Genomic DNA, 19,475 nt, shown 5'->3' on the forward strand with positions numbered 1-19,475 from the left:
AGCGTGGCGGCTGACAATCCGCGAGGACGGCGTATCGCTGCACGCCGGTAATGTCCTCGCCGTCCGGGGCCCCGGTGTGGCCGGCACATTCACGCTGCGCGAGATGCACCGCGCCCTGGAAAGGCTGCGGGACACCGCCGGAGGCGACCGCAAGACCTGGCCCGAGGCCGAGCGGCTGCTGCGACGCCTGGGCCGCGCGCTGGCCGCGGCCATCAGCCCGGACGCGGCCGGACGGCTCGCCGAGGCCGTTGCTCGTGCTGGACGGTCCGGCCGCAGGCTGACGCTGGGACTCGACATCGAAACGGGCGTCCTGGCCTCGCTGCCATGGGAGGCCATGCTCCTGCCCGGGACGGACTCGCCTCTCGCGATCCATGACGCGGTGCTTCCCTACCGCGGCGCGAACGCGATACGGCCCCCAGCCGGACCCGGGCGAGCGACGCTGCGGGTCGTGGCCCTGCTCGCAAGCCCGCAGTCCCGTTTCGGCAGGTCCAGCGCGGCTCTCCTCGATCTGGAGAGCGAGACCCGGCGGCTGGTCAGCGCTGCGTCGTCCTCAGACGGCTCACTGGATCTCAGAGTGCTCAGTACCGGAAGCCTGGACGCCCTCGCCGAGGCGGTGGAGACCGATCCGGCCGACGTCGTCCACATCGTGTGCCACGCCGAACCCGGCCGGCTGCTCCTTGAGGACGCAGCGGGCGAACGCCGGCCCGTCAGCGCGCGCGATCTCGCGGCGGCGTGGAGGAAGGCCCCTCCGACGGTCGTGGTGCTGGCCGGGTGCTCCACGGGAGCGCAGATCCGGTCGGCACCGGCTCCGGCTGGAGGAGCGCGGTATCTCAGCGGCCTGGCGCAGGATCTCGCGGATCTGGACGTCACCGCGGTGATCGCCATGACGGCTCCCGTGCGGGACGTCTACGCCGGTCACCTCATGGCCGCCGTCTACTCGCGGCTGGGCGCGGACGGCGACCTGCCTGCGGCTCTGCACACGGCTCGCGCCGACCGGGAGCGGGTCAGGCGGCAGGACAGGGACTGGCTTCCCGAGTGGCATGTCCCCGTCCTGTTCGCGGGGTCGCCGCGGGCTCGGTCCTCCCATCCGCGACCGGCGGCGCCCGCAGCCGTACCCGATGCGCCCCTGGCGCTTCCACTGGGCGCCTTCGTCGGACGGCGGGCCCTCCTCCGCGCCGCGGTACGCGCGTTGACCGAGCACGCCGGCCTCATCGTCCACGGGGTGGGCGGAGGAGGGAAGTCGGCCTTCCTCGGCGAGGTGCTGCGGGCGCGCGCCGCCGACGGCCCCGTCGCCGTCCTCGCCGGACCGGTCGACCCGGACGGGATCATGGACAAGGTCGCGGCCGTCCTCGCCGAGACGCCGCAGGCCCCGGTCCCGGTGGCCTTGGTCGATCCCGACCGCGACTGGCGCGACCGCCTCACGGCCCTGTCCGAACTCCGCGCCTCCGGCGAAGAGCGGCCACCGATCACGCTCGTCCTGGACGACTTCGAAGTGAACCTCGACGACCGTCAGGGATACACGGCCTTCAAGGACCGGGAACTCGCCGCCTTTCTGACGAGCTGGCTCCAGGACGTCCGGCACGCCGCACTGCTCGCCACCTCCCGGCATCCGCTGCCGCTGGGCCATGAGGGCTCCGGGCGGCTGACGCAGCTGGCGCTACCGCCGCTGACCGCCGCCGAGACCGATCTGCTCCGGCTCCGGCTGCCTGCCCTGCACCGGCTCCCGCAGCGGGTCTGGCGGGAGGTCCACGAAGTCATAGGCGGCCACCCCCGCACCTACGACTACCTCGACGCGCTCCTCCGGACCCAGCAGATTCCCGCAGGCGACGTCGCCCGGCGCTTGGAGCGCCTCGTGGAGGGCGGACTGGAGGCCGCGTGGGCGCGCACCGGTGGAATCTTGCGGCCGGCTTTGGACGAGGCCGTGCAGGCCACCGTCCGGGACACCCTGTTCGGCGAACTCCTAGCCGCGCTGGAGGAGTCCGGCCGACGCCTCCTGACCCGCGCAGCGGTGTTCCGCCTTCCCGTGCCGACCGAGGCGTTCGCGTCCGATGGCGGCGGCACGCGGGAGTCGATACGGCGGCTCGAACATCTCGGCCTCATCGCACCCGTCGCCGAGGAGTCCGGCGGCGTCCACTGGATCGTGCACCGCTGGACGGTCGACATGCTGGCGAGGCTGGAGCCGCGCGCGGTGAAGGAGGCGCACGGCCGCGCGGCCCGGTTCTGGCAGGACCGGTTCCTGCGGACCGACGTCCCGCGCGCCCAGCGAGTCATGGCCGCACAAGAGGCCATCCACCATTTCCTTGAGGTCGGCGATCCGGCGCAGGCGGCGGCCCAGGGTCGTCAGCTGTGCGGCGTTCTGCATTCGGCGGGCCACTGGTCCGCCGAACAGGTGCTGTGCGAGCGGATGCTCGCCTGGGTCGCGCCGGGCAGCGAACACGAGGCCCAGATCCACCGGCAACTCGGCCTCATCGCCCGCGACCGCGGAGAGGCGGCGCAGGCGCTCGCACACCTCGCGCGGGCGGAATCGGTGAGCAGGGCCGCCGGCGATCAGCTGGGGATCGCTTTCGCGGCACACCAGACCGGCTCGGTCCACCACAACATCGGCAGGTTCGCCGAGGCGGAGGCCGGGTACCGCACCGCCGCCGAGATTTTCGAGGCGCTCGGCCGGGAGCGGGACCTCGCCGCCTCGATGTACGAGATCTCGATGCTGGAAGAGGATCGCGGCCACCTTGAGGCGGCCCGCTCGGGGCTCCAGGCGGCGATGGAGACTTTCGAGCGCGTGGGGGATCAGGAGGCGCTGATCGCCTGTCACCGGCGCCTGGCGGCCCTGGCGGAACGCACCGGGGACCTCGAAACGGCCATGGCGCATTGCCGGCATGCGATGGCCATGTGCGAGAACACCGGTGACTGGGCGGCCGCGACATCGATCAGGAACCAGATCGGAACCCTGCATGTCCTCGCCGGCGACGACGAGGCCGCCTACCACGAGTTCGACACCGCACTACGCGAGGCGCAGAACCGTGGAATGCGCGAGGAGATCGCGCGTTCCCGGCAGCATCTCGGCGTCACCGCGCAACGCATGGGTGCACTGGACATCGCAGAGGAACACGTACGCGCCGCCCTGGAACTGAACCTGGAACTCGGGCGTGTCACGGACCAGGCCGGCTGCTGGGGGCTGCTGGCGTCCATCGCCGAACGTCAGGGCAAGCCGCTCCTCGGCCTCAGCCGTGCGCGCCACGCCCTCATGACGTTCCTGCGCACCGACGACATCCGGGGCAGGGCGCACACTTACCTCGCCGCCGGCAACTGCCTCCTCGCTCTCGGCCGCCGCGGCGCGGCGCGCTCCTTCTATGAGAAAGGCATCGCGGAAGCCGCCGAGGCCCAGGACACTTTCGTCGTCCTACAGATCCGCGAGAAGCTCGAAGCCATGCCGCCTGAGCGCTGAGCCGCCCCTCGTCAATCAGCGTACGCGCCACCGAACTCCAGAGCGAACCCCTCGTCGGACACCATTCCCTGGCCACCGGCGCCGATTGAGAATCCGGCGGTCGAAAGAGTCTTCACCCGGTTGACGACTTCTCGCATGAAGGGCCCAGAAAACTCACTCGAATCCTGGCCTTCATACCCATAATGGGGTGTCAGAACAGCCAGGCTCCCACCTGGAGAGCCGACGACACCCCACACCACCCGGTACATGCCCACACGACTGACGACGAGGCCGTTGGCCCGGACCTCGTGGTCCTGGCCGAGTACGGGAACCGCATCTACGATGGCCCGCACCGTCTGCCCCACGTCATTCGCGCCGCGAACCGTAACGGCGAATCCAGCAGCGTGGACCAACCCATGAAGAGTTTCCACCAAAGTTCCACGCCCTCGCTCACCGAGCGTCAGTTGAGTCAACACCGAACTCCCCCGCAGGACGATTCCCCATTGGACAGGCCAATACTGTAGCAAGAGACGAGTGATTTCTGGCCCTCGATTTCAGTCACCTAGAAAATGGCCAAGTATGGTCATTGATGTTTGTGACTCGCCATCCGCCGGTTGCATGCGCGGCCCTATCCGAGAAGCCCCATGGCCTGGGCCCGTTCAGCGCAAGCCGACGCCGGTCATCTCAGCCGCCACACGGTCGGCCAGGTTAGGCGCGGTGGATGCGGGCGAGGGCGTCTCGGACTGTCCGGAGCATCGGATCATCGCCACCGCGCAGGCGTTCCACATCAGCGGCCAAGTCCTCCAGGACATGGACGGCCGTCGGAGTGCGGCCGGCGCCGTGGAGGAGGAGGCCGAGTTGGCGGCGGTGGTCGAGGACCCTGTCGTCGTCCTTGCCGAACAGCCGGGTCTCGTCACCGATGAGATCTTTGAGCTGGGCGAGTGCCCGGTCCATGTCGCCGTCGAGCGCGCGGCTGCTGGCCTCCTGGAAACGCAGCCCGAGGGCGGTTTCCGATCCGGTGCCGTCGCGTCGTGCGGCGTCCTCGGCGAGCGCGTGGAAGGCGGACGCCGCCGCGGTGTAGTCGCCGGCCTTGAACAGCACGTCCGCCAGCTCGGTCCGGAGCGCGACGACCTCGGAGTGGTCGCCGCCGAGGACGCTTTCGGCGCGGGCCGACGTGCGGCTCAGCGCCCGTGCCGCCTCATCGAGGCGCGACTCGCGCATCAGGCGTTCCGCGTCGCGGCGGGCACGGGCGATATCGCCGAGGCTGAAGGAGTCCGCGGGCGGCGGCTTCGCGGCGGCCGGCGGAGGCCGGTGCGGCGCCGGGGCGGTGTAGGCGGTCAGAGTCCGGCCTGCGACGTCCGCGTACATGCGCAGCGCGCTGCGCCCGGCCCGGACCGCACCGGGCAGCTCCTGGAGGCCGGCAGTGTGCGGGTGCAGCGCGTCGAACACCTCGTCGGCGGACGCGGGTCGTGCCTCGGGAGCCTTCGCCAGGAGCCGCCGCACAAGGTTCTCCAGGTCGGGCGGAACATCGCCGCGCAAGCGGCGGAGCGGAACCGCTTCCTCATAGATGTGGGCGTGCATGAGGGAGACGTGGTCGGGCCCTTGGAAGGGGCCTTTGCCGCTGAGCATCTGGTACAGCACACAGCCCAGCGCGTACAGGTCGCTGGACGGGCTGTACTGCCCGCGGAACTGCTCTGGCGCCATGTAGGCGAGCGTGCCGAGCAACTGGTCGGTGCTGGTGAGGCGGGAGCGCTCGTCGGCGTCCAGGGCGACGGCGAGCCCGAAGTCGAGAACCTTGACGGCGCCGTCCTTGTCGACCATCAGGTTGCTGGGTTTGAGGTCGCGGTGGACGAAGGACTTGCCGTGCGCATAGCTGAGCACGGCGCAGACCTGCGCGGCGATCGCGGCGGCCCAGCCGACCGGCAGGGGATCATGCTCGGCGACCAGGTCCTCGACGTTGATGCCGTCGATCAGTTCCATGACGAGGTAGAGGCGCCCGTCGAACGGGCCGCCGCCGACCCGGTCGGCGTCGTAGAGGACCGGTACTCCCGGGTGCCGCATCCGTGCGGTGAGCTGCGACTCGCGGACGAACCTTTTGATCAGTTCGGGATCGTCGCCGAACCGGACGAACTTGACGGCGACGCGGCGGCGCAGCCGCGTGTCGGTGGCGCCCCAGACCTCTCCCATCCCGCCTTTGCCGATGTGGACGGGATCCAGCTCGTAGCGGCCGGCGATGGTCGTCACGCCGCCCATTCAACCGCCCGGGGCGAGGCCGCCGCCACCGAGACCCTCGATTCCGAGCGCGACGGTGTCGTCGCCGACGGCTGCCAGCTCGCGCAGCGCCGCGGACAGTTCCGTGAGACGGCGGTGGGCTGCCCCATAGGCGCGCTGCTCCTCAACCGGCAGGCGCGGGACCGCCGTCCGGCGGAGATCAGCTCGGGAGGAGGTGGACGATCCGCGGGCCATTCCCGCGGCCCGCAGGAAGCAGGCGAGAAAATGGGGGTCATAGCGGGTCGGGTCGGCCCGGAACACCTGGACCTGAGGCCCCGCCACGACGCCTGCGGCGTCGACTACCCGCGGGTGGACCCGGCGGCCAGCCTGCGCGACGGCGATGTCCCCCGGGCGGAGCATCAGGAGCCCGAGGGCGGAGACGGTCCGGCCGGACGGGTCTCGTTCGAGCTGGATGTCCTTGCCGGTCAGGACAGGGATGTCGCCCGCGCCGAGCTCCATCGTCATAGGCGGGTGCAGCACCTCCACCATGCCGTGCTGGATCAGTTCGGCCAGCGTCGTCGTGCTGTGCTCGCCCGCCTCGCCGAGGGGCACCAGTTCGCTGGCAAGGGCGTTGACGGTGGCGAGCCGGTCGCGGAACCGGGCGCGCGCGGCGTCGTATCCGGCACGGACGTCGTCGCTGCCGCGCAGATGGCGGGCGGGGGTCACGTCCACGGCGTCGTCCAGCAGATCGATCAGCGGGACGGCCCGGCCGCTGCCCGGATCACCGGTGCCGCGCAGGAACCTCGCGGTGTGGGCGATCACCGTCTCGGGCGGAGCGGACGCGTCGAGCATCAGCACGCGGCCGGGCGGCGGGTCGCCGTCCGCGGGCCGGCGTAGCAGCCATAGATGGGGCGCGGCGGCCGATCCCGCCGCCCCGGCGGGCAGTTCGAGCACCGCCCGGAGGGTGCCGGTGCGCAGCAGGGCCGCGCGGATCCGGCGTCCCGAGCGGCGGTCCGCGGCGGCCTGCGGCATCAGCACGGCCGCCTCACCGCCGGGTCGCAGATGCCAGAGCACATGCTGTACCCACGCCAGCTCCGGTTCTCCGCGCGGCGGGAGCCCGTAGACCCAGCGCGCGTCGCCCGCCAGATCGTCGTAGCCCCAGGCCCGGTCACCGAAGGGCGGGTCGCACAGCGCGGCGTCGAACCGGTCGCGGGCGAAGGCGTCGGCCGTGAGCGAGTCGCCGGGCCGGATGTCGATGTCGCCGTCCCCGTTGAGGTGAAGGCGGGTGCGGGCGATGTTGGTCCCGGAGGGTTCACGGTCCTGCCCGGCGACGCCGCCCGCGCCGTGCCGCTGGGCGGCGATCAGCAGGTTCCCGATTCCGCACGCCGGGTCGTACACCCGACCCCCGCCCACCTGGACGAGCCCTGCCATGAGCCAGGCCGTGTCCGGCGGCGTCGGGACGACCCGCCGCGCGTGGGCCTCGACGAGACGCCGCACGAGATACTCGAACGTCTGCGGTCCGCGTGTACGGCGCAGCCGACGCGCCGCGGACAGCAGTGCGGGCTCCACGCCGACACCGGATTCGCCCAGGTAGGCACCGCGCCCGAGGTCCCCGACGACCTCACCGAGGCGCAGATCGTCGGTGGCGGTGCGCAGCAGCTGCCAGAGCCGCTCCTCGGGGGTCAGCGTCAGGGGCTTGCCCTGGCCCGCCAGCCACTTCTCCACGTCCGCGAGAGCGAAGAGCGGGCTGTTGGCAGTTCCCCCGGCGGGCTGCGGGAAATCCTCGTAGCGCCGCCGCCAGTTCGACACCGCGGCACGCCCGAAGCCGGTCAGGCGGGCGATGTCCGCCGCGCTGACCAATGCCCCGGAAGCGACCGCGCCGGAGCCGGGCGCGCCGGTCGCGCCGGGGCCGGCGGCGGCCGCGCCGGCGGTCGGTGCGACCTCGGGGTCGCGTCCGGTCACAGGCGCTCCAGGATCCCGGCGGACCGCAGCGCGTCGAAGTGCTCGGCGGCGCGCTCAGGGGCCGTCCCGCCGCGGACGAGCAGCCCCGCCTCGATGTTCCCGTTCACCCCGGCCTGGGTGAGGTTCGCGCTGGAGACCAGCAGTTCGCGGCGGTCCGCAACCGCGATCTTCGCGTGCATCCGCCCATTGTCATCAGATCGCCGTGCGACGGGCCAGTGCCACAGCTCCAGGCGGAGTCCGCGGAAAGCGGCGGCGGGTTCCTCTCCGGAGAGCGCGCTGCCGGCTCCCTGGAGCGTCTCCACCACGATCCTCACGACGACCCCCCGCGCGAGGGCGGCGGCGAGGGCGTCCCGCAGGGGCTGGTACGGCTTGGCGGAGTACGTCATCAGCAGGAGTTCGTGCCGCGCGCGCGCCACGAGCTGCGACAGGACCCGGGCGGTCGACCGCACCGGCACCGCGTGGCTGGTCGGCCCGCTCCACACCGACTCCACCTGGGCGGACGCCAGCTCCTTCGCGGTCGCGACGCCGCGCAGATATGCCGCGACGGCCTGATAGGAAAGGTCTTCCTCCCGGGAGGCGGCGAGGAGCGAGTCGGCCTCGTCCTCGAAACCGGGTGCGCAGGCCCGGATGGCGGAGGCCGTCGGATACCGGTCGAACTTCTCGGCCATGGCACGAAGCCCGTCCGGACCGATCCGCACGACGGCTTCGCGGACGCCCCGTTCGAACCTGTCGAGGGGCGTCAGCCCGAGGTCCGGGTCGTCATCGTCATCGTCGGACCCGTTCACGGCAACTCCGGGTAGAGGGCGAGGCCGGCATCGCCGACAGGGACGACGAAGCGGCGGTCGAGGAACTTGTTGCCGCGCTCGCAGGTCGTCTCGGAGACGAACAGGCAGACGTGGCAGGCGGCGCCGTGCAGGAAGTCGGCCGGTGCCTGCGGGAGGCGTTCGGCGCAGAGCGGGTCGGACGAGCAGTGCCGTGCGTCGGCGAGGGCGCGGCGGGTCAGCCGGACGAGCTGGTCGGGCTCGGCGAGGGAGACGAGCCCGCCGAGCGTGCCTTCGGCGTCGGGGACCGCCGTGTAGATGAGGATGCCACTGCGGTGCGGGTCGTCGTCGGTGCCGGAGTAGATGCGTTCGGACAGGCTCGCCGAGCTGTAGCCGCATTCGAGGGAGATCGTGCGGATCAGCAGGTGCGACAGGGTGTGCAGGGCGATGAAGCGGGCACCGGGCCAGTGGGCCATGTCATCGAAGTCGGACATGGTGGCGATGCGGTCGGAGTAGCGGTTGCGGCGGTGCCGCGCGTACGCTTCCCGGTGCAGGCGCATCGCCTCGGACTTCTCGACGCGCTCCTCCCAGGCTTTCAGGAGGTCTTCGGGGACCTTGAGGAAGATGCCCTCGCCGCGCACCTCGCTGGCCGGAACCCAGGCTGGCTTCGACCTGGCGAGCGGGACGAGCTTGACGAGGTTCGGATCCTCGGGGTCGGGGGCGTCCAGGCGCGTGAAACCGATCAGCGCGCGGACCTCGCGGAGCCGCTCGGCCTGGACGACGTCGGCGTATATGCCCGTCAGTTCGTCGGGGACGGGCTGAAAGGCGCGGCGGAGGGTGAAGTCGGGGTTCGGGTCGGGCAGCCTGTCGGCGGAGAACACCTCCCATTCGGCGGTGCGCAGGTCGGGATTCTTGTCGGCCTGTTCGTCGCGCGCCCCCTCCAGCTTGGCGCGATGCCTGGCGACAGCCTCGGTGATCTCCTCGTCGCTCCATTGGTCGAGTTCCTTGAAGGCGGGCGCGTTCTCGCGGGCCCAGGCGTACATCGCCTCGGGTAGGTCCTTGATGGCGGCCCAGTTCTGCTCGACCTTGGCGTCCAGCGCACTGGCCCCCGACTGGGGGACGGCCAGGGCGGCGAGCCCCTTGGCGAACCACTGATTGGACGCGCCGACGACCAGGAGTTTCGGCGGCTGGTCGCAGCCCTGCGGGTCGAAGGTCGCCAGGTGAGGGTGGCGGCCCCGGCAGCGCGGGAGGTTCTCCTCGCCGCGCTTGCCCTGGGCGTCGCGGATGTTGCGCCGCTCCCCGCAGTTCACGCATTTGATCTCGACGTTGGCGCCGAGGTTCCCGCCGCGGTCCTCCATCCGCAGCCGCGGATGGCCGGCCTTGGCGCACGTCCCGCCGCGGTGGACGAAGTGCGCGTACGGGAAGTCGTCGAGATGGCCGTTGGTGCAGGTCAGTACGAACCGGGCCGCCACGGCGAGGGGTTTGCGCTTCTTGCACTTGTCGTGGAAGAAGCGCGCCTCGTGGGGCTTGCGCGGCTTGGTGTTCTCGAAACGGAAGATGCCCGAGTCGAGGCCGCCCAGCTCGTTGCAGTGGGTGCAGCGCAGCCAGCTGGGGAACGGGGCGACCGGCACGCCGATCCTGGACGCGGGACCTGCCGGGTCCCTGTCCAGGCCCTCCATCCAGGGGGCGGGCATCAGCTTCTGGACGCTCTTGCCGATGCTCTGCTGGACGGCCGCGAGCAGCCGCGGCTCGTTGATCGGCATCGCCTCGGGCAGGCCCTGGTGGCTCCAGTCGTCCAGGCCCTTCACCAGGACGGAGAAGTTCGGCAGGTCGACCAGCGCTCCGACGCCGCCGGTGAACATGAGGTGGCTCGGGCGGACGCTGCCGACGCGGCGGCGGAAGACGGCGGGCTCGGTCATCGGGTCTCCCATCCGTTCGCGGCGTCGAGGGCGGACTGCCCGAGCTCGTCGCCTTCGGGGTCGTCCTCGTCGGGGTCGGCCGGCGGGCCGAACGACCACTCCGGTTCGTTGTAGAGGGGCTGGTAGATGGCTTCGCCGCCGGGGAATAGCAGGTTGATCTCGTTCTCGGTCTCCCGCATGGACATGCCGGTGGTCATCGTCTCCCACCGGCCGCTGCCGGCCGGGCGCAGCAATCCCTTGATCGTCTGCTTGTTCCAGGTGCCGTCCTGGTAGCCGAGCCGGGCGCTGCCGCCGGTCTTCTTGTCCTCCCAGGCGTCGAGGACCACCTGGGCACGTTCGTTCAGGTAGTCGCGTCCGCGTGTCCCTGCGACGGCCTCGGCACGGGCCAGCATCCGGTCGACGATGCCCTGGACGCGCGGGTCGGAGCGGTCGACGTCGGATGCGTCGGGGTTGCGGGAGAACTCCTCGGTGGCGTGCCGGATCGCGGCGACCAGCGTCCCGGCCGTGCCCCTGTCCAGGGAGCGGCGCGTGTAGGGCGTGACGGAGAGGGCTTCGACCTGCCGGTAGAAGGTGGAGTGGTAGTGCTCGAAGTCCTCGTAGTGGGCGAGGTCGCGGGGACGGGACCAGTTGTAGAGCGTGACGACCAGGCCGGGGCGTTCGGCGTCGCGCCCGACGCGCGAGGACGCCTGGATGTACTCGGCGGTGTTCTTGGGCTGCCCGACCATGACCATCAGTCCGAAGCGGGACACGTCCACGCCGACCTGGAGCATGGAGGTGGCGAGCACCACGTCCACCGGCTGGAGTCCGTCGCGGATGCGGTCGAAGTAGCGGCGGGTGAGCGGGTGGGGCGGAGCGACCTTCCCCTTGGATTCCCGCTGCTCCTTCTTGTACCGGAACATGTCGGCCGCCGCCGCCTTGCGGCGGGTGCTCGTGTCGACGTCGGGATCGAAGCCGTGCTCGAGCCGTTTGAGAACGTCGCTGATGTCGCCGGACGAGATGCGGGACGTCAGCTCCTGGATGGTCAGCATTCCGCCGCGCTGCACGATCCGGTCGGACAGCCCCTTGGCCCTTCCGTGGCGGCGGACGCGCGTCGTCACGTCGTCGTCCAGGTACCGGCGCATTCCGGCCAGCTCCCGGGTGGCGTTGAAGTAGCCGACCATCGTCATGTACGGGTCGGCGGGTTCGCCGTACTTGTCGAAGAGCGTCTGCCCGGCGAGCAGCAGGATCTCGGCGAGCCGGATCTCGGCGGACTTGATACGGACGCCGTGCGCGCAGATGCCCAGGTAGCGCCGGCCCGGCGTCTTCTCCGTGATCGGTTCCCGCCGGGAAAAGAAGGTGTCGGCGACGTCGATGACCTGCGGTGGGAAGACGGCCAGCTCGCGGCCGAAGACGCCGCGGACCTGCTCGCGCGCCCGCTTGGTGGTCGCGGTCGATGCGACGATCTTCGGGCCGGTGCGGCGCCCCTGGTAGGGCCAGGACGACAGCTCCGCGACGGCGGCCTCGAACAGCCCGACGGTCGTGCCGAGCGCACCGGAGATGAGGTGCAGCTCGTCCTGGATGATCAGGTCCGGTGGGCGGAGCCGGACGACCGGCCGGGCGCCGACCGCGGGGAGCGCGCCCTTCTTGTTGTGCTTGCTCGCGCACCCGGTCTTGTCGTCCAGGTCGTCGTGGCGGAAGCCGTGCCGGTCGCAATGGCTGCGCGTCCGGCCGAACAGGATCCCGGCGTAGCCCTTCCAGGGCAGCTGGGCCAGCTTGTCGACGGTGGCGATGACGAGGCTCGGCGCGTAGCGGTAGATTTCCTCGTCGACGGTGAGGATCGGAAGGCCCTCGCCCGGCGCCGCTCTGCGGGAGAACGGGCAGGCGTCCCCTTCTCCGCGCGGGCAGTAGAGCAGAACGCGGCGCCGGTCATCGTCGATGTGGAGGTCGCGTTCGGCGCGCAGGCTCTCACCGCACCAGGGGCAGGCGAGCGTCTGCAGGACGTTGGCGCGATGGCCGCTTCCCTGGTCGCGTGCCTCGATGATCTGGTCTCTGGCCTCCTCGAACCAGTTGGGAGACACCCCGGCGCCGACCCACAGTCCGATGCGGAACCGCTCGTCCCCCCACGTGCTCGGGTCGCGGCGCCGGATGACCTCGGCGGCGCACACGAGGGCGGCGGCCCGCTGGAACTGCTGGGCGGTGAGCAGCCGCAGCGTGTACCGCATGAGGACGGCGACGCCCGCCATCCCGTCTCGCGCATCCTCGGCCGTGCCGAGTGTGCGCTGCAGCCGGCGGATCGCGAACGTGTAGGCGGTCAGGCCCAGGTACGCCTCGGTCTTGCCGCCGCCGGTCGGGAAGAACAGCAAATCGACGAGGGCCGCGTGGTCGGCCGCGCGCTCGGGATGTCCGGGATCGGTCAGCGAGGGCAGGTTGAGCAGGACGAACGCGAGCTGGAACGGGCGCCAACTCGCGGCTTTCTCTCCCTGCGCGTCGATTTCTCGAAGCGCCTCCTCATAGCTGCGGCCCTCCTCGCGGTGCGGGACGAGCGCGGTGTGGCGGCGCTGCAGGGCCATCGCCTCGTTGGCGAAGTGGAAGGCGGCCAGGGCCTCTTCGTGCCCGGGGCTGCTCTCGTCGGACAGCAGCCTGACGCCGGCCTCGATCCGTTCGGCCGCTCTTCTGGCGTCGTGGACGGCCCTGCGTGCGGCGTCCCTCAGCCCGCCCGGCAGGTCCGGGATCTCGGCTTCCCGCTCGTCCAGCCAGGCGTTGTAGCCGTCGACCAGGGGTCGGAGGCCGTGCTCGAGCTGCGCCGGGCCAGCCTGGGCGAGGGCATCCATGGAGAGCGTGACGTGTTCCAGCGGGGTGCCGGGCCCGGTGGGCGCGATGGTCGCGGGCACATTGTGGACCGGGAGCCAGGTGGTGGTCAGCCGGTGGGCGGTCCGGTGCCCCGCGGCGACGTCCGCGTGGACCGCGACGTTGCGCCCGGCGGCGTACCGGCGCTCGTTGCGGTAGAGCAGCCGCAGGTGCGACTCCTCCGCGTCGTCGCCGACGGCCTGGAGATCGTCGGCCGGGTCGTCCACGGGCAGGAAGACGGCCTTCGCGCCATCGAGAGCCGTCACGGTCAGCTCGGGCTGGAACAGCCACGCGGTGTCCTTGTTGCTGACCGGCTCCGCCTGCTGGTTGACAAGGGCGACCTCCACGACGCGCCTGCCGTCCCTCGGCCGCACGTTGACGCTGAGCAGCACGCCGGGGGCGTCCTCGTGCTCCCCGGTCAGCGGAATCTTGTACGACTCCTCCGCGTCGAGCCGCACCTCCTCCTCGTACGCGACCGGCTCGCGCGCCCAGACCCGGACCTTCTTGCCGTCCTCGCCTTCCTGCTCGTGCTGGGCGTAGCGCCCCCAGGCCGCCGTGACGACGACCGCGTCCACATCGCCGCCGACGCAGAAGGAGAGCCCCATGGAGGAAGCCCAGATCTTGCCGAGGGTCTGCGGGCTGACGACCTCGGGCAACCCGCTCTCCGCCGCGTCCCCGTCCACGCCGGTCTCGGTGTCGGGCAACTGGTCGGCGTTCTCGATCGTGGACGCCGGCGAGTGCCTCGGCCCGAGCATCCCGACCAGGTACCGTTCACGCGGCCCCATGGCCCGGGGCTTGAACTCCTCCCGCGGGCCGTCCCACGGCCCGAGCAGGTCGCGCCGAACGAGCTCCTCCAGCTCGTCCCGCACCTCGAACGCCGTGCCCTGCGCGAACGCCTGCGGCACGTCCAGCGGCGGCTTCATCCTGGCGGGCTCCCCCTTCAGCAGCGAGAGCTGCACGTCCCCCGGCTGCGGGAACAGCCCGCCGTCATCCTCGCTCACGCCGCGCCTCCGACCTCTCGGCTTCGTGTACACGCTACACAAGCACACCCTGCCGACACTCTCGCCGCGTCCGGCTCGCGAAGCGCCCGCGCGTCCGATGTCGGCCATCGCGAGACCGTCTGCGATCGAAATGTCAGAACGGCCGTTCCGCTGAGAATTCCGTGCCGTGATCTGCATCTCTACGGGAACCTGACGCACCCGAAGGCCCTCAGATTTTTGGACAGAAACTCCGAAAGCAGACAAGTTCCCGCCCGCCCGTTTGGGCAGGCACGGCAGCCGCGACGCAAACGACACCCGAGTTACGGACCGTGCAGTATGTCCGAAACCTTGCTAATTGTGACCTAAAGAAAGGCGAGTGTGCTCCGGCCGCGACCTTCCTCATGCGCGATGACCCTGGAAGATCCGCGATTAGCGTCCCATAATGGGGCCGGAATTAGGGACACGGGCGACCGCGGCAGATCGGGAAGGTGCACCGACATGGATCCCGCGCTGGCAGGGCTCGCCGGTGCGGTCGCGGCGGCCCTCGTCGAGGCCATGACGACCGATTTCTGGGGCACGGCGCGGACGCGGCTCGCACAGATCGTCGGCCGCGGCGCGCGGTCCGCCGAGTCGGAGCTGACCCGCGAACTCGAGGAGTCGGCGGGCAGGGTCGCCCGGAGCCGCCCGCCCGAACGGGCCGCCGCGGCGGCCGAGCAGGCGCGCTGGACGGCCCTGCTGACGGCCTTCCTCGCCGAGCACACGGACGCTTCGACCGAACTCCAGGACTTCGTCCAACACGTCCGAGAGTTATTGCCGGACGCGGACGGCGTCAACGTCGTGCAGAACATCACCACCGGGCGGAACGCATTCATCGCGGGCCGCGACCAGCACATATCCCTGACCCTGGACGACGATGGGTGAGGAGCTGGAACGCCCGGCTCCCACCCAGCAGGTGTGGGCGAGACGCGACGCGTTCGTCGCGGCCCGAGACATCTACGTCACCGCCGTGCTGGGCGGCGCATCGCAGCCATCCCCCGCCGCCGGAAGCGCCGTGAAACGCGAGCGGCCCGTCTTCGTCCAGTACACGAACCCGGAAATCATGGCGTGCTACGGCGTCGACGTCGGCGAAAGGCACGCGGCGCTCACGCTGACCCAGGCCCTGGACGCCACGCGGCTGGCCCTGCTGCTGACCGAGCGGCATCTGCTCATCCCCGCGTCCTACATTTTCGAGATCCCCTGGTACCCGATTTTCCTCGGGTGCATCGAGCCGCTGGTGCGGGCGGGCGCGCTCCGTTACGTCGCCCCGGTCCCCGACCTCGCCGACTACCGGGAAATGAAGGTCCACGAGTACCGGCGGGACCGGCACAACCCCTACCGTCACGCCGGGTTGCGGGGAATCTGCGCCAGTCCCGATTTCCTCTGGGCTCCTCGGCACGGCGGCGGAACGGCCGCCGGAATCGGCGAACTGTGGCGCGCTGCTTTGCAGCCCGGCGGAGAACTGCACCGCGTCGCGCGCGGGACCGCACGCAGATGGCACCGGCCACGAGGACGCACCGAACGGCTGCTCGCACGGACCCCCGAACGGCTGGAAGGCCAGGCGTTCATCGCGCGGTTCGTGGAACCCACCCTGCCCGTGCCTCTTTCACCCGCCGAACGAACTTCGCTCGCCTTCTTCCTTTCCCGCGCCTACCTGCGCAGCTACCTCCTCGACCTGGACGCCGCCATCCTCGCGGACCTGCCCGCGGGCGACCTGACCTGCGGGCTCAGCCGCAGGTCAGCGGGTATGGACGGCAGGCTCCCGTCGGCGCGGCGCCTCGACACGGTGCTGCACTGGCTCGGCATCGCGGAATTCGTCCACCGCATCGCCGAGTGGAACGAGCTGCTGCGGCTGCGCTCCCTGCCCTCGTTCGGGCTCGTCATCGACCGGGCCTTCAACGAGGCCTCACTCGACGCGCTGCGGATCGCCGTCCTTGCGGTACGCCGATCACGCGGATTCCGGCCCGCCCGCACCTATGCCGAGGCGAAGTCGAATGTGCAGGCCGTGGCCGGCACCATGGCCGATTTCACACTCAATGGCAGAACGACCTGGAGAGACGATCGATGACCATATCCATATACTGCTCCGGCTCCATCATGAAGGGCGCCTCGGACGAGAAGAAACTCTGCTGGTCCGATATCGAGCGGCTGGAGGTCACCAAAGGCGCCGCACCTCACGAAGTCGTCTTCCTGAACCCGGACGACCCCATCACCGACCCGTCCAACACGCTCGGGCAGTTCGGCCGCGACATGTACCAGGTGATGGTCGCCACAGCGGTCGTCGTGGACGCCCGGGAACGGCGCGGGATCGGCATCGGGGTGGAGATGTCGGCCGCCGCCCTCCTCGGCACCCCGATCATCGTCGTCGCCCCGCGCAACTCCAAGTACCGGGCGGACGAGCTGGAATACCGGGGCGTCCTCGTCCGCGACTACGTCCACCCGCACGTGGCCGCGCTGGCCTCCGCGGTCGTCGACGATTTCGTGGCCGCCGGGGAGATGCTGCCGGAGCTGGCACCGCAGAAAGCCCGCGATGTCCACCACATGCCCCGATGGCTTGAGGAAGCCATCACGGAATACCGCGACAACGTCCTGCCGGGCGATCCGCCCATGCTGGCCGCCCTCGAACACCTGCGTGAGCCTTCCATGGCCAGAGGACGCTGACAGTTGAACACCGAGCTGGAACGGAGCAGCGCGGAACTCGTCAGGGACGACCCACGGCTCTATATCGTCCACAACGACGCCCTTGAGGAACTGCTCTTCGACCGCAACCTCATGGGGACCGGATTCCGCGCGGCCTGCCTCCGTTCCAGCCGGTGTTTCATCGCCCATCTGGCCGACGAGTACCGGCCCGGGCAGACCGCCGAACTGGTGATTCTGAGCAAGGGGCTCATCTACCAGCTCGCGGAAGCCGTCTCGGCCGAGACGGGCCACAACCTGCCCATCAATCTGATCGCCACCTCGCGGACGTCGGTCGCTCATGACACCGCCCGCATCGAGGTCCCGTACTGCTGCTTCGAGGCGCCGGCCGAGACCCTGCTCATCGGCGACACCGTCGCCTCCGGCGAGACGATCATCACCGCGCTGCGGCACTTCCTGGCCGTCCACCCGCTCCGGCGGGTCTTCGTCATCTCCTACGCGGGCACACTCGTGGGCGCCACCAGAATCGCCGAGTTCTGCGCGAACCGGGGCATCGAGGCGACGTTCCTGTACGGCCTCGCGGCGTTCGGCCTGGGCGGCAACGGATTCGACCTGTCGTTCCTGCATCCCGACACGCTCACGCCGGCCCGCTACGTGGACCGGGCCCGCGAGCAGTTCTCCGGGCGCCCGGTGTCGGCGGTCGGGTGGGATTTCGGCTCCCAGGCCATGGCCCCGCGCAAGTACCGGCATCTGTCCTGGGTGGAATCGGAAGTGTGGGGCCTCACCGGCGAGGACTGCTTCAAGGTCGCCGAAGCACCCGATGACTGGTCAGACCTCGCACACGAACGAGCCGCCTACGAGCACGCCCTTCACCATCTCCGCATCCGAATGGACTCGTGAGCACTTGCACGTCCACATACGGACGTCACCAGGGCGTCGAGGGCGTCCCGCATCGCGCGGGTCAGCCGTCCGGCGTGCCGCGTCGGCGCACCAGCGGGAGGTACACCTCGTCGACGATCTCGACGAGCACCTCGTCAGGCGCGGTGGGGACGCCGCGCACCACGAACTCGTTGCGGAGCAGGACGATCGCCACGGTCGCAACGCGGGGGTGGAGTGCCTCCGGGGCGGCCTCCCCTCGCGCCACGGCGCGTCCGAGGATGGTCAGCCAGGGCGCGGCCACGGCGTCGGCCGACTGGTCCGGTAGCTGCGCCAGGAGTTCCGGCGCCCCGCCCGCCGCCGCGAGCAGATCGCGCAGGATCGCGCCGAGCGGCGAACTCCAGTGGCGGTTCGCCCGGCGGAGCTGCTCAAGGACGTCGTCGCGCAGATTGCCGGTGTCGGGCGGCTGGACGGTCCTGGCCAGCCGCCGGTAGGCGGCGATGCCGAGGGCCAGCCGGTTCGGCCAGCGGCGGTAGATCGCGTTCTTGTTGGTGCGGGCGCGCTCGGCGACCCGGTCCATGGTCAGCCCCGAGAACCCGGACTCGGTGAGCTCCGCGGCGGCGGCGTCGAGGATCGCCTCCTCCAGGACGGCGCCGCGGCGCCGCGTCTGCCCGCCACCTGGTCGCCTCTCCGGATCGCCCGCCATGCCCTCGTCCCCATGTCCGGTACCGCCCGTTCCTCGCCAAGGTTGGCGTCGCCGCCGCACGGGACGCAAATAGGGTACGATCCGTACCCTAGTTGGAAGAGAGGACCCTCCATGCGAGCCAAGGGCATCACCTACGACACCGGCTTCGTCCGCGACGGGCGGAACTCCCGCGAGCACTTCGACCCGGCGCTGGCCGAGCGCGAACTCCGCATCATCCGGGACGACCTGCACTGCAACGCCGTCCGCGTCAGCGGCGGCGACCCCGACCGGCTGGAACTGGCCGCGACGCTGGCCGCCGACCTGGGCCTCGAGGTCTGGTTCTCGCCCTATCCCCTGGAGCTGACCGGCGAGGAGATGCTGGCGCTCTTCGCCGACTGCGCCGAACGCGCCGAGCGGCTCCGGCGGCGGGGCGCGGAGGTCGTGTTCGTGACGGGCGCGGAACTGACCCTGATGAACAAGGGCTTCCTCCCCGGCGACTCCCTGGCCGAACGGGTCGGCCTCCTGAGCCGGCCGGAGCGCCCGCGCGGCCTGATCACCGAGGCCGGTCGCCGCGTGAACGCCTTCCTCGGCGACGCCGTGAAGCTCGTCCGGGAACGCTTCGGCGGCCGGATCACCTACGCGGCCGTCCAGCTCGACAACGTGGACTGGACGCTCTTCGACATCGTCTCCATGGACCTCTACCGGTCGGCCGGCATCGCCGACCGGTTCCGCGAAGGCGTCCGCACGCTCGTCGCGCAGGGCAAGCCGGTCGCGATCACCGAGTTCGGCTCCGCCTGCTTCCGCGGCGCGGGCGACATGGGCGCACGCGGCCTGGAGATCGTCGAGTACGACGAGGACACCGGCGCGCCCGTCCGGCTGAACGGCGAGTACGCCCGCGACGAAGCCGGCCAGGCCGCCTACCTGAGCGAAGTCCTGGACGTCTTCGAAGCCGAAGGCGTCGACAGCGCGTTCGTGTTCATCTTCGCCCTCTACGACCACCCGCACCGCCCCGGCGGAGATCCGCGCGACGACCTGGACCTGGCGAGCTACGGCATCGTCAAGGTCCTCGAAAACGGCCGCGGCGCCACCTACCCCGACATGCCCTGGGAACCGAAGGCCGCCTTCTTCGCCGTCGCCGACCACTACCGCTGACCCGCT

The 19,475-nt window shown here is 70.8% G+C and carries 13 protein-coding genes; 6 read left to right on the forward strand and 7 right to left on the reverse strand.

The window, feature by feature from the left end; translation table 11 throughout:
* The first annotated feature begins 76 nt into the window (after positions 1–76).
* The gene (locus ABTW95_RS24605) at positions 77–3,445 is read left to right on the forward strand and encodes a CHAT domain-containing protein (RefSeq protein WP_500227487.1); all 3,369 of its coding nucleotides are present in this window, start codon (positions 77–79) and stop codon (positions 3,443–3,445) included.
* An 11-nt stretch (positions 3,446–3,456) separates the two neighbouring features.
* Here the strand turns inward: ABTW95_RS24605 and ABTW95_RS24610 are convergent, their stop codons facing one another.
* From ABTW95_RS24610 to drmA, 6 genes are all read right to left on the reverse strand, one after another.
* A complete protein-coding gene (locus ABTW95_RS24610; RefSeq protein WP_500227488.1) occupies positions 3,457–3,897 on the reverse strand; it encodes a hypothetical protein in 441 nt (146 codons plus the stop codon).
* 235 nt (positions 3,898–4,132) lie between these two features.
* Positions 4,133–5,668, reverse strand: coding sequence for a serine/threonine-protein kinase (locus tag ABTW95_RS24615; RefSeq protein WP_500227489.1), 1,536 nt, complete (start codon positions 5,666–5,668; stop codon positions 4,133–4,135).
* Positions 5,669–5,677: 9 nt separating this feature from the next.
* Positions 5,678–7,597, reverse strand: coding sequence for an N-6 DNA methylase (locus ABTW95_RS24620; protein ID WP_500227490.1), 1,920 nt, complete (start codon positions 7,595–7,597; stop codon positions 5,678–5,680).
* Positions 7,594–8,382, reverse strand: coding sequence for a DISARM system phospholipase D-like protein DrmC (gene drmC, locus ABTW95_RS24625; RefSeq protein WP_500227491.1), 789 nt, complete (start codon positions 8,380–8,382; stop codon positions 7,594–7,596). Before drmC ends, ABTW95_RS24620 begins: the two co-directional genes overlap by 4 nt.
* Positions 8,379–10,277 carry a DrmB family protein gene (gene drmB / locus ABTW95_RS24630; RefSeq protein ID WP_500227492.1) on the reverse strand — a complete coding sequence of 633 codons (1,899 nt, stop codon included), beginning with the start codon at positions 10,275–10,277 and terminating at the stop codon, positions 8,379–8,381. Before drmB ends, drmC begins: the two co-directional genes overlap by 4 nt.
* A complete protein-coding gene (gene drmA, locus ABTW95_RS24635; protein WP_500227493.1) occupies positions 10,274–14,104 on the reverse strand; it encodes a DISARM system helicase DrmA in 3,831 nt (1,276 codons plus the stop codon). The genes drmB and drmA overlap by 4 nt, the downstream gene beginning before the upstream one ends.
* A gap of 477 nt (positions 14,105–14,581) precedes the next feature.
* On the opposite strand from drmA, the gene ABTW95_RS24640 reads away from it, so the two are divergent.
* Genes ABTW95_RS24640 through ABTW95_RS24655 form a run of 4 tightly spaced genes read left to right on the forward strand, consistent with a single transcriptional unit; the run spans position 14,582 to position 17,656 of the window.
* Positions 14,582–15,004, forward strand: coding sequence for a hypothetical protein (locus tag ABTW95_RS24640; RefSeq protein WP_396452908.1), 423 nt, complete (start codon positions 14,582–14,584; stop codon positions 15,002–15,004).
* Complete coding sequence (locus ABTW95_RS24645; RefSeq protein WP_500227494.1) at positions 14,997–16,187, forward strand: hypothetical protein; 1,191 nt, start codon at positions 14,997–14,999, stop codon at positions 16,185–16,187. The genes ABTW95_RS24640 and ABTW95_RS24645 overlap by 8 nt, the downstream gene beginning before the upstream one ends.
* A complete protein-coding gene (locus ABTW95_RS24650) occupies positions 16,184–16,780 on the forward strand; it encodes a hypothetical protein (RefSeq protein ID WP_396452906.1) in 597 nt (198 codons plus the stop codon). Before ABTW95_RS24645 ends, ABTW95_RS24650 begins: the two co-directional genes overlap by 4 nt.
* 3 nt (positions 16,781–16,783) lie before the next feature.
* Positions 16,784–17,656 carry a hypothetical protein gene (locus tag ABTW95_RS24655; RefSeq protein WP_500227495.1) on the forward strand — a complete coding sequence of 291 codons (873 nt, stop codon included), beginning with the start codon at positions 16,784–16,786 and terminating at the stop codon, positions 17,654–17,656.
* Positions 17,657–17,717: 61 nt separating this feature from the next.
* Here the strand turns inward: ABTW95_RS24655 and ABTW95_RS24660 are convergent, their stop codons facing one another.
* Entirely contained in the window at positions 17,718–18,338 is a 621-nt protein-coding gene (locus ABTW95_RS24660) for a TetR/AcrR family transcriptional regulator (RefSeq protein WP_396452903.1), read from the reverse strand.
* A 111-nt stretch (positions 18,339–18,449) separates the two neighbouring features.
* Between ABTW95_RS24660 and ABTW95_RS24665 the strand changes: the two genes are divergently transcribed.
* Complete coding sequence (locus ABTW95_RS24665; RefSeq protein ID WP_500227496.1) at positions 18,450–19,469, forward strand: glycoside hydrolase family 113 protein; 1,020 nt, start codon at positions 18,450–18,452, stop codon at positions 19,467–19,469.
* Positions 19,470–19,475 lie beyond the last annotated feature (6 nt).

The organism is Spirillospora sp. NPDC127506 (genome assembly GCF_040302145.1).
Lineage (GTDB): Bacteria > Actinomycetota > Actinomycetes > Streptosporangiales > Streptosporangiaceae > Spirillospora.